Origin of the sequence: Halalkalibacterium halodurans, assembly GCF_004376175.1 — a bacterium.
GTDB classification, from domain to species: domain Bacteria; phylum Bacillota; class Bacilli; order Bacillales; family Bacillaceae_D; genus Halalkalibacterium; species Halalkalibacterium halodurans.
Genome location: NZ_SNUY01000063.1, coordinates 1 through 11,394 on the forward strand (window position 1 = coordinate 1; position 11,394 = coordinate 11,394).

The following is an 11,394-nucleotide window of genomic DNA, read 5'->3' on the forward strand; positions in this document are numbered from 1 at the left end:
CGCCCTTGATTGACCTCTGAATAAACCATTGGTGTGTTTGTCAAGAGCGATAGCGTGGCATTTCCACCTAATAAATGGTAGGTAGTATGAACCGTGCTAGTTTTTCATAGAACTTTTGGCACTACCTCTTGTGTATTTCACTGGAATACACTGTAATATGTCAATTTCCACTACGCCCTAACTCTTGAGTCGTAAAGTCGTCACTTGAGGATGAAGAAGTTTGGCTAATATACCCTTGGTTTAAAATAATCATTCCAAGAGCCATACTAGCTACAAGAAACTTTAACATTGTTTTTTTCATATTCTCTCAGCCTCCTCTTGTAATGAAGAAGTATATTCTTTCGCTTTTAAAGCCTCGACTAAATATTTCGTTGCCAGTTCATACATTTCCTTCTTTTTGAAATGACGCCCAGCAATTGCACTTAAATCTGAAACATCGTGCCACAATTTTTTCTTTTTTAATTTTTCCAATTCATCATCAAGAGAGGATTCGTTTGGCTCTAGGTAAATGGATTGAATGATGGATATCTTTGTCTGATACGTCTGTTCATTTATTTCCTCAGCCAATTTTTTTGACTCATTGAGCCACTCCCTACCTTCTTCTATCAAATCCATTCTGAACAATACTCTCGCCAACATGTACTTAATTGCTAAATATGTGTCCTTTTTAATGTCTTTTGGATAGTCTATATCAAGGGTTGTCTCAAGCGAATTCCTAGCTGTTTGAAGGTTGTCTAAATATTCGTTATAAACTCCTAAATTAAAGTATCCTATGACTTTCAGAAACGGAATGTCGTTCGAGGACGCTATCTCTATTGCCTCTTTACATAGATTAATAGCATTATTGTGCTGATTGAGACCGAGTTGATGATGCCCGAAAACATGCAAAGGATGTAGTCGAAGGGCTGTATGAACTTGATCATGAAGGCATGACCTTGATGCGAGAGCTTCAAAGAGAAATGAACGAACTAAAAGCCATATTAAAGCAAGTAATCGAGTGGACTACTAACGGAGGCCCTCTTCTAAACGGTGTTAATATTCAGGATGTGAGATCATACTTTCAAGATATGACCCTACATACGAAAGCATCGGAAATTGATTTGGAGACTTTGGATGCTCATGCGCTTCGAGACATTCTTCAAGATGGAGCCCTTATCAAACCGATTGTACAAAAATTTGCTGCCGGAGAAGCTTTAACGTATACAGAAAGGGAACTTCTCTATTTCTTCTTACAGCACATTTTCCTCGGTGCTGAAAAGCGAAAAGAAATTGAAAGCATTGCCGAGATGATCAGTGAAGATCGGATCGATGAATTAGTTTATCGCCTCAATCATACCGTACTTACATCTGAAACTACCCTTGATGATGAAATCGCCCTTATACAGGCTTATTTGTTTAGTGGGAATCGTCAATTGGAAAAGGAGCTTTCTTATGAAGAAATGATCTCAATCTATAAATTAAGGTCATATTTAGCATTGATTGAGAATTATCAAGTCGCTCTTGAAGAGAATAAACGCCTATATGAAAATACGGATGTTTGGGCACGGGTAGAGTGGATTTCTTATGAGTACGTCCCAGGCGCTCGAAAACAAACCTATGCGTTTGAAACAGCCCTTCAAACAACGCCTGTAGTAAGTGTTTATAGTTTGAAGACACGAGAGGAATTTTTAGCAAGAGAAGGCCATCAATTAGACGGGAAGGCAGATGTTTCAAGGGTGACTTATCTGGTAGGGCAGAATATTTTGTTACAGTCAAATGAAGATGAGGCGAACGAGTTGCTTAAAAAATATAATGATTATACGGAAAATTTTATAAAGAAAGAAGTAGTTAACGTTCAATCCCCTATAAAGAGTGGAAGTGCACTCGGACAAGTAGTTGGCTTAGTTAATCTAGGGAGAAAATACAACGATGGCAAAGAAGATCTAGGAAGAAGACTCACGTCTGCTAAGACAAAGGGGATAGCCGGAGAGCTTAAAGCGAACCTTCTTATATCGGAACGCCCAAAGTGGTATGAAAATCGAGCAGGAGCTGAGATTTACCCTAGTGTTGCTACTCATGATATTGTGGGTCGGTGGAGAGAAGCGCACAGTATTAATCCCGATATACCTTATCCTGAACAAGCGATAATTCAACAAGACTGGTATGAAATTAGCGAATTTCTTGCAAATCACGTCGATGACTTTGACAAAATTAATCCAGAATTATACGTATATATCTTTGATGAGTCAAAGAGAAATGATCAAACAGTGGAAGAGATTGCAAATAGAAATTAGTCAGGCAGGTGGAGAACGATGAAAGGATCAACGAAAAAGCGACTAATCGTCATCATATTGGTCATCGCAGGAATCATTCTAGGGGTCTATTTGCATAACGAAAAGAAAAATGCGGATGAAGAGTTGAAGCTAGCTCAGTACAGGAATGAGGCAATTGCAAAAATGTTCTGGCTTGATGTTAAACATACAGGTAAAGACCCGAATGATGTTGAATTTTTTCCAAGCCAAGATACAGATCGAATAATGGAACGGTGGAATGCAGTCACAGAGCTATACCCAGAGGCCGGTTATCCAGACGAAGTGGTAGAGCGAGAAGATTGGTTCGAGGTGAGTCAAATTTTCCTGAAGATACCTTTTCATGAAATACAACAGGAAATGATTGAAGATACAGATGCTTTACCTGAGGGGGAGAGAGTACCTGAAAGTAGCCTGGAGGATTATATTTTTTATAGAAGTTTTAGTTTAGGACCAGTCTTAGTGGAGTTAGGGCTTGAAGAAGAGGATCATTAGTCATTGGGTGGTGGATCTATGTCAAAGAAGTGGAAGATCATTTTAGGTCTAGTTGCTGTGTTGTTCGTCGGTGGTTATGTCATGACAAACATAATAAAGGATGAAGCACAGAAAATAGAAGAGGAAGTGAATAGAGTATACTCAGACTCTGTAACACTCATTCATATTGAAAAGATGGATCAGAACAAGGCTCTCGTCTTTTATGAGTGGGGTGGTATGTGGGAGAGAGGGGGAAAACTTGCAGTTGCTCAATTAAAGAAGAACTTGCTAGGTTGGACTTTTGAGAGCAGCCTTTCAATAAGTGCTAGAGAAGAGAGACGATCCTTAGCTTTTAATGAGTATGCTGTTATAGTTGGTCTGGCGCTCCATTCTATAGATTTTCATGAAATCAAAATTGAAACAGCAGATGGTGAGATACATACAGCCACGATCATCGAAAATGAAGATAGCCGTGGACGCTATTGGTTCTATATAGCAAGCGAAGAAGAATCTGAAGAGATATTTAATGCGTCGGTTTATATGATGACAAAAGATGGAGAAGTGATTGAAGAGATCGAGAAACCTGACAATGATCCGTTGTATTGAAAGGTGTTTAGATACAATCAAGTAATTGTAACAGCCCCCTTCGAAGCTCCTATTTGGCTTCTGAAGGGGGCTTTAGCGATTTATGAACTTTGTTGTTCGACTAGGGTTAATGTGGTCGTTTCCTTTTTCCCTTCGCGGTAGTAGGTGACTTCCACTTCGTCCCCAATGTTCAATTCGGTATATAAAAATTTCCGTAATTCGTGGCCGTCGTTAATGTCTTCACCGTTGAGCTCGACGATGACATCGTACTGCCGCAATCCGGCTGTTTCGGCAGGTGACATCGGTACCACGTCGGTGATCACGACGCCGCCCTTCACATCTTCAGGGAGTTTAAGCGTCTCTTCCCAATGGAAGCTCGGAATCTCACTTAGTGAACGGAAGGCGACACCCATCTGTGGACGCTGCACCTCACCGTAAAACTCCAAATCTTCGATGACTGGAATCGCGAGGTTCGATGGAATGGCAAAGCCAATGCCTTCAACAGCACTTTGCGCAATTTTCATTGAGTTAATCCCAATCACTTGACCTTGGATGTTCACGAGTGCGCCGCCGCTGTTCCCAGGGTTGATCGCTGCATCCGTTTGCAGCACCTCGGCCTGCCAGTCGATTTGTCCGTTGCCTGTTAAGTCGATTGGAATGCTTCGCTCGGTCGCACTGATGATTCCGAGAGTGACAGAGCTTGAGAAGCGTAACCCCAGCGGATTTCCGATCGCGATCGCCGGCTCACCTGGGCTGAGAAGGTCGGAGTTCCCGAATTCAGCAACGGTTTCTACGTCAGACCCGTCAATTTCGAGAACCGCCAAATCCGTGAAAACGTCTGATCCTAGCACTTCAGCTGGGAGGCGGGAGCCGTCGGTTAACACGACCTCGACTTGATTAGCACCGGAAATAACGTGCTCATTCGTGACGATAAACGCCCGATCGCCTTCTTTTTTGTAAATGACTCCAGATCCTGTCCCTTCCTCTTCCTCTGAGGAGGAGAACATGCTGCCATTTGTCATGCTAACGATCCCAACGACGGCGTCAGATACTTTCTCTACCGCTTGAGAGACATCTGAATTTACGGCATAATTGACCGTTTCGATGTCGTTAGGTGCTTCCGTCAGCTGACCTGTTTCTTCTGTGGGTGCTCCTGAGTCTATTTCATAAGGTAGCCAGCCAAGACCTGAGAGAGCCGGTACCGAAAAAAGAACGAGAAGTGCGCCTAAAATAGCACCGATAAATGCAGAAATGCCAATTCCTCGTCTTGCGCCTTTTTGCTTTTCATTTCGATTAGATACGTGTTCATCATAGTACCCCATATGATATCACCCACCTTTATTATGAATGGAAATAGTCCATTTATCCTTATTATATAAGGCTTTTTTCATTACGCTAGCCGACTAGGCCTATTTGCACAATTTTTTATACTTCTAATAGAATTGCCAACAACATTGACGCTTAATCATGGAAGTTGCACCTTTAACCGTGGGAAATTGACGCACGTTCCGATGACATGATGAAAGCAGTTCATCCATAAAGAAAAAAGCCTCCGAAAAAAGGAGACTTTTACACGACTGCGAGGGGCGTCGGCTTATATGGATCGGTATCATAGAGGCGGAACCGCTCGCCAACTGCCAATCCTTGTTCCTGTAACACTTGCTCGACCGTGAGCCGAGCCAACTCTTTCATATTATTGTCCAAGCTTAGGTGAGCGAGATAGATTCGCTCGGTACGGTCGCCAATCACCTCGGCTAGCGCGTACGCCGCATCTTCATTGGAGACATGGCCCACATCGCTCAAAATCCGCCGTTTGACATTCCACGGATACCGCCCCATTCGGAGCATGTTTAAATCATGATTGGCCTCAAAAATGAGTGTATCGGCGTTTTCGATCGTCTTTTTAATCCGTTCACTTACATAGCCCATATCGGTCGCAAGGACAAGCTTTTTCCCATCGTGGTGAAAGACGTAAAACATCGGCTCAGCGGCATCGTGGGACACGCCGAACGATTCCACTTCTAAGTCGGCAAACGTCTTCACCTCACCGATTTCAAAATGAAACCGCTGGTCGGTTGTGAGCGTTCCGAGAGCCTTTTCCATCGCTTGCCATGTTTTGGCGTTAGCGTAAATGGGAAGGTTGTATTTCCGCGCGATGATGCCGACCCCTTTTATGTGATCGCTATGCTCATGGGTGACGAGAATTCCGTTGAGTTGACTCGGGTCGCAGTCAATTTTTTGGAACAGCTCGTCCATTTTTTTGCCGCTCAGCCCAGCGTCAACGAGCAGCTTTTGCTTATCTGTCTCCACGTAAAGAGCATTTCCCGTACTCCCGCTCGCTAAAACACTAAATCGCAACGACATCGTTTCTCTCCCTCTTACTGAATAATCTCACCGCCAATGGCGTTGATTAAGTACGTGTTCTGTTCGCCTTCTTGCTCATCGACGACGGTAATTTGCCACATGGGGGCAAACACTTGGATGGCTCCTTCTTGATGCACGAGGCTATGGTAGCCAAATTCGATCGCAGTTACGGCTTGGTTCATGCGCAAAAGCTGATCGGTATAAAGGCCTTCGATCGCCCGCAGGCTTGACATGAGGTCATGTTCCCGCCCGTGTTCCTCAAATTCAAGGATCGATTGCTCGTATCCGATGATTTCTTGCTTCTCATTAAAATTTAATACGAGCTGCCCGTCTTCATAGGTGTACGTTGTAAACCCTTCATATTGTTGGTACAGCGGCAGTCTTCTATTGTCTTGGTCAAAGGCTCCGAACTGATAGGCCGATCCGTTCAGAACATACGTATTGACGAAGCTTCGCAGTTGCTGTCCCATGTTTTGGTCTGAGATCGGGTAGGGCTCATCCAGTGTAGCGACAAGCCGAGTCGGTTCAGGGAACGAAAGGTTGTCCGCTGGAAGAGGCACGACATCGACCATGGCTTGGGTCCATTCCTTCTTTTTTCCGACAAGATGTAGGCCGGATGGCTTGATCTCTGGTAGTTCCACATGAATGGAAATGTTGTTATCATTTAAAATTTCTTGAATGCTAGACTCGTTTAAAATCGCAATTTGATTGGCGCTTTTTTTATCGAGTAGCTGCCAAGTGAGGAAAAGGTTAATCAACAGGAAGATGATGATAAATATGGACTTCGTTCTACTCCAATCCATCAGTCACTTCCTCCTTTGCTGTCAAATCAATCTTTTCCCACCGCCCGTCGTATTTTACAAACCAGAAAGGCTCGGCAATCACATAGGACGGTTTCACCATCTCGTAGCCGATTACCATTTTCTCAAGGGATCTAGGATTGAAATCTTCTCGCTCTTTTAAGGCGTCTAGCACTTCTTCGCCAGAAGGAAGCTCCTTTTTCCCTCCATCAATCGGCTGATTGTCAATGTCAAATAAAGGCCGGCGATATTCAGTCGGTTGATTCCCTGAGCCCCGTCGGACTAAATCTAGCTTCATTAAATCTTCGCCTTGAAAGCTCATCACCGGAAAGCCGTTCACCCGCAAACGATACGATACGAGATCCCGCGTTCCGAACGATTGCCAGTCGTCAAGGATGTACTGATCGGTCCATCCCCCGTGACTGTTAATAAAATCAAAGCTCGCCTGAATGATGTGCCTACCGCTTCGTTCCGTCGTTTCCGAGAAGACGGGGTTCGTGTATTCCATAAAGTTGCCGCCGCCTTGTTCGGAAATGATGCGGTTCCCATCCGTGTAAGAATCGTCCTTCCCGTTTGATTGATGATACATGCTGACCGCACTCGGATCGGTAAACAACGCTTGCGAAAACTGCATCGATGACAGCATCGTCGCCGTATACGAGAGTGTCGGCAAATGAGTGTGATCCACTGGGACGTATTGATTTTGCTGGTGCATTCCCATGACGACAGAAGTGGCCGCCATATAGTCATCCGTATCTTCCATGAGCGCTTCAAGATCCGAAGGGCTCATATCCGTTTTGATCGTCACCACTTGTTCATCAAAAAGAGAAAGAAGCTGAGCCACGACCCCTTCATCAGGCTCCACGTAAAAGTAGATGCGATTGATCGACGTGAGTGGCAGTAGAAAATCCTCGTCCTCCACATCAAACAAATGGACAAACAATTCGCTCGGAATCGAGGTAGGGTAAATGAGTTGAATGCCTGTCGGAGCACTGGCAAACGGGTGTTGTACTCTCATGTCATCGTCGATGAAGGTCGTCTCGCTCATTGTTGCTAAAAAGTCTTTATGTTGCTCAAGGTCCGGACGAACGATGTAATACTCTTCATCTCCCCCATGGACGATCATCGATTCGGGAACGATCACTTCATTCATGGAGCGCTCTTCTTCAAGACGGATCAATTCCTCATAGTTGTTTTCATTATCTAAGACCGCGTAGTCCAGTTGAAACGTCCACAGTTGCCAAGTGAGGACCCAGCTCATAATCACAAGTCCAGTGAGGAGGACGGTTTTGATGTTTTCATAGTTCACGCTTCTTCCCCCTTGAACGTGGAATAAGGCAACGTAAAGTAGATCGTCGTTCCAACCTTGTACTTGCTCTCAACCCAAATTTCCCCTCCGTGGGCATGAACAAGCTCTTTTGCAATCGCAAGCCCTAGCCCTGTGCCACCAACGCTCCGGGCCCGCGCCTTGTCTACGCGATAAAACCGGTCAAAGATTTTCGTTTGGCTTTCTTTCGGAATCCCCATTCCTTGATCGGAAATGCTGACGCGTACATTGTGGCCTTGATGCAGCAAGGTGATCGCCACGTCGCCTCCTTCTGGGGAATATTTCATCGCGTTCGACAAAATGTTGTCGATGACTTGTGTGAGCTTGTCCTGATCGATTTCCACAAAGGTGGCGTGCTTCGTAATTTTGCGAATGAAATGAATGTCTTTCTCCTTGGCGATGATTTCATGACGATCAATCATGTCATGCAAATACGGTCCAAGGTCCACCCATGAGAGGTTCAGCTTGTAATCATGGGTATCAATTTTTGAAAGCTGCAATAAATCATTGACGAGACGAATCATGCGCTCTGTCTCATTTTGCGTTACATGTAGGAAGCGGGGCGCTAGGTTTGGATCGTTCATCGCGCCATCATCTAACGCTTCTAAATAGCTTTTCATCGTCGTCAGCGGTGTTCGCAGCTCATGAGACACATTGGCGACAAACTCTCGTCGCTCTTGCTCGATTTTTTCCCGTTCTGTTACATCATGAAGCACCGTAATTAAGCCATTTACAGGTCCTTCATCCTCTTGAATAACGGAGAAGCTCGCTTGGATTAAATAATCTTCCTCGGTGCTAAAATCAAGCAGGACGCTATCGTTGTAATCATATAATTCATCGACTGCAAACGTTTCACTAATGTTTAACAGTTCAGGCAAAAGGGTTCCCTGTACCTCTTCATAGCTCACGCCGAGCATTTCCTCGGCCCGCTTGTTCATTAAAATAATTTTCCCATACTTATCGGACGCAATTACTCCATCTGTCATATGTGTCAGGACAGATCGGAGCTTCTTCTGTTCCTGGTCCCTTGTAGAAAGGGCGTCCTTCAGCTTCATCGTCAAGTCGTTAAACGACATAGCGAGCTGACCGATTTCATCGGTGCTGTGGACGTTTACCTTTCGAGAGAAGTCCCCATACCCCATGCGCAACGCCTGCTTACGCATGTCTAAAATCGGACCAGTAATCGTCCGTGAAAGGAGGATCATTAATAGGGCGGTAATGCTGGCGGCAATGAGCGTCCCACTCGCTAAAATACTATTAATATCCTGCATCTGGTCATAAATGTCCTCAATAGAAGCTTCGATGTAAAGGGCACCGACAATCGCTTCTTCATCACGAATCGGTACAGCCAAGACGCGAATGCGATTTCCGGTTTGCGGATCGCGGTAGATCGAGCCAGGGCCGTCACGATTGCCGATTAACGCCCGTCGTACCGGGATTTCAGAGCTCAGCTGCCCGATAATGTTTTGATTTGATAAATTGGACGTACCGATGACGACACGATTGGCGTCGATCACCTGCACCTCTGAGTTTTCAATGGAAAAGAGATCCCGCAGCAAGCTGTTCACTTCCGCTGTCAATTCTGCACGGTCCTCCCATTGCGCTGTTAACGGTTCGACTAAGCTATAGGCTAAAAGGTCCGCTCGCTCATCAAGCATGTTAAAATGGTTTTCTACGAGCTGATCCTCTAGCTGACGCGTAAAATACACGCCCATGATTTGCATGGCAATTAAAATGAGCAGCACGTAGATGATGATGAGCTTAAATTGAATCGATTTAAAAAAGCCGACCTTTCGCTCCATTAAGCATTCTCCTGCTCAGGGTGACGCAAATAGTACCCGACTCCACGGCGTGTAATAATCCACGTTGGATAGCTAGGATTGTCCTCTACTTTCTCTCTGAGGCGACGAACGGTGACATCGACTGTGCGGACATCTCCGAAGTAATCATAGCCCCATACAGCCTGCAGCAGGTGCTCACGGGTCATCACTTGGCCTAGATGCTTGGCTAAGTAATGTATAAGCTCAAATTCCCGATGAGTGAGTTCGATGGATTCTCCGCGTTTTTTCACGAGATAGGCCTCTGGGTGGATCGATAAATCTCCGACTGAGATTTCCTTATACGAGAGTTGATCGTCGCCAGATGTTTGGTGACGACGCAAATTCGCCTTCACTCTCGCTAATAGCTCTCGGGTACTAAATGGCTTTGTCACGTAGTCATCGGCCCCTAATTCAAGGCCTAACACTTTATCGATTTCCGAGTCTTTTGCGGTCAGCATGATGATCGGCATCTCAAATTGCTTACGAACCTCTCGGCACACTTCCATACCGTCTTTATTCGGTAGCATGATATCTAGCAAAATTAAATCCGGCTTTTCCTGATTCACCTGTTCCACAGCTTCAGCTCCATCATAGGCACATATGACGGTAAACCCTTCTTTTTCTAAATTGAATTTCAGTATATCTGCAATTGGCTTTTCGTCGTCAACAACTAGAATTTTTTTATTTTCCATTGTTCATCCGCTCCGTTTCCACAAGCTCTCTATTTTAGTATTGTAACATATGCTCCCTTAAATCGCGGCAAGAACCCCTGCCACTTTTTGTCTAACCTCTAAACTATAGTCATTCGCGATCGGTCAGCCGAACCCCTTTGGTAAAGCGAGGGGCGTTGTAGAAAATGTTGTTGCTCCCCGCGTGTAAAAAGCCCCTTTTCTGAGTAAAGGAGCGGTGTCTGTCGAAGTTAAATCTATCTTAAGAATAATGGAAAACGCACGGTACGTCCAATGAGAAGAGCCAATTCATCATGATGGAGGGTTCTTAGTCAAATGTTGGGGTGGCATAGGAGGGCGAGCCCCTCTTATCCTACCCCGAATGTTTGATGTTTGAATGGATGATGCATGAGAATACGGCTTCGCAAGCGATCATAACGCCGAAAACCAAAGGCATTTCTCTTAATCACCTTCGTTTGATTATTCAGTCCTTCAATAAAACCATTGTTTAAGCCAAACGCGAAGCTATTCAAGATCTCGGTCTGTTGACCCTTCTCTTGAAGATATCGTTTAAGCGTATCGGCTTTACGATCCGGTAAGATATCCAGTGGCTTCCGTGTATCTGCATCCGCAATGATCACTTGATATTTCCCCGCTTTCGTATCCCCTTTGTAATCATCAATCGCAATCCGAGGAGGAAGGTGATCCACCTTCTTCACGAGGGGGGCCGCCAATTGATCAAACCGGCGCATGGCAGTTGTCACGGACGTTTGGAATTGATTCGCTGTGTCCGTAAAGTTCTTCCCTTGAATGAGCCGTAAGCGAAACGCTTGATTCCATTCCACTGTCTGACGCTGATATCGCTCTACAAAACAGGCTTTCTCCGCAAACCGCTTCCCGCATCTGCACGCGTACCGGCGCTTTCGATAGAATAGATACACCCACCGTTCAAAGAGCTTGAGATGTTGAACTTTTTGGATGCGGTAATCATGGATTCTCTCGGTTCTCTCCCCGCAGGATGGGCAACGATGAGGCGTTCGCGGCATTTCTACATGGAGCGCGATAAAG

12 protein-coding genes are annotated in these 11,394 nt (G+C 45.1%); 3 read left to right on the forward strand and 9 right to left on the reverse strand.

Translation table 11 applies throughout. From position 1 onward, the window contains the following. Positions 1–160: 160 nt before the first annotated feature. Together E2L07_RS20930 and E2L07_RS16630 are read right to left on the reverse strand one after the other, a co-directional pair. Positions 161–301 (reverse strand): hypothetical protein, encoded by a 141-nt coding sequence (locus E2L07_RS20930; protein ID WP_166740107.1) that lies wholly within the window; start codon positions 299–301, stop codon positions 161–163. Further along, positions 298–888 carry a hypothetical protein gene (locus tag E2L07_RS16630; protein ID WP_208402083.1) on the reverse strand — a complete coding sequence of 197 codons (591 nt, stop codon included), beginning with the start codon at positions 886–888 and terminating at the stop codon, positions 298–300. Before E2L07_RS16630 ends, E2L07_RS20930 begins: the two co-directional genes overlap by 4 nt. A 17-nt stretch (positions 889–905) precedes the next feature. Between E2L07_RS16630 and E2L07_RS16635 the strand changes: the two genes are divergently transcribed. Genes E2L07_RS16635 through E2L07_RS16645 form a run of 3 tightly spaced genes read left to right on the forward strand, consistent with a single transcriptional unit; the run spans position 906 to position 3,368 of the window. Beyond that, positions 906–2,273, forward strand: a complete 1,368-nt coding sequence (locus E2L07_RS16635; RefSeq protein WP_243854982.1) for a hypothetical protein — start codon at positions 906–908, stop codon at positions 2,271–2,273. An 18-nt stretch (positions 2,274–2,291) separates the two neighbouring features. After that, the gene (locus E2L07_RS16640) at positions 2,292–2,783 is read left to right on the forward strand and encodes a hypothetical protein (protein ID WP_134230114.1); all 492 of its coding nucleotides are present in this window, start codon (positions 2,292–2,294) and stop codon (positions 2,781–2,783) included. 18 nt (positions 2,784–2,801) lie between these two features. Further along, the gene (locus tag E2L07_RS16645; RefSeq protein WP_134230115.1) at positions 2,802–3,368 is read left to right on the forward strand and encodes a hypothetical protein; all 567 of its coding nucleotides are present in this window, start codon (positions 2,802–2,804) and stop codon (positions 3,366–3,368) included. An 80-nt stretch (positions 3,369–3,448) separates the two neighbouring features. Here E2L07_RS16645 and E2L07_RS16650 read toward each other — a convergent pair whose 3' ends face one another. The 7 genes from E2L07_RS16650 to E2L07_RS16680 all read right to left on the reverse strand — a co-directional run. Beyond that, the gene (locus E2L07_RS16650) at positions 3,449–4,669 is read right to left on the reverse strand and encodes a S1C family serine protease (protein ID WP_053432375.1); all 1,221 of its coding nucleotides are present in this window, start codon (positions 4,667–4,669) and stop codon (positions 3,449–3,451) included. 247 nt (positions 4,670–4,916) lie between these two features. Then, on the reverse strand, positions 4,917–5,711 hold the full coding sequence (locus E2L07_RS16655; protein ID WP_053432374.1) for an MBL fold metallo-hydrolase: 795 nt from the start codon (positions 5,709–5,711) through the stop codon (positions 4,917–4,919). A gap of 14 nt (positions 5,712–5,725) precedes the next feature. Next, positions 5,726–6,514 (reverse strand): two-component system regulatory protein YycI, encoded by a 789-nt coding sequence (locus E2L07_RS16660; RefSeq protein ID WP_134230116.1) that lies wholly within the window; start codon positions 6,512–6,514, stop codon positions 5,726–5,728. Then, positions 6,501–7,820 (reverse strand): YycH family regulatory protein, encoded by a 1,320-nt coding sequence (locus E2L07_RS16665; RefSeq protein WP_134230117.1) that lies wholly within the window; start codon positions 7,818–7,820, stop codon positions 6,501–6,503. Before E2L07_RS16665 ends, E2L07_RS16660 begins: the two co-directional genes overlap by 14 nt. Beyond that, entirely contained in the window at positions 7,817–9,640 is a 1,824-nt protein-coding gene (gene walK, locus E2L07_RS16670) for a cell wall metabolism sensor histidine kinase WalK (RefSeq protein WP_134230118.1), read from the reverse strand. Before walK ends, E2L07_RS16665 begins: the two co-directional genes overlap by 4 nt. Then, a complete protein-coding gene (gene yycF / locus E2L07_RS16675) occupies positions 9,640–10,350 on the reverse strand; it encodes a response regulator YycF (protein ID WP_010900151.1) in 711 nt (236 codons plus the stop codon). Before yycF ends, walK begins: the two co-directional genes overlap by 1 nt. Before the next feature lie 344 nt (positions 10,351–10,694). After that, positions 10,695–11,394, reverse strand: a 700-nt coding sequence (locus E2L07_RS16680) for a transposase (protein WP_134230123.1), incomplete at its 5' end; no start/stop codon positions are given.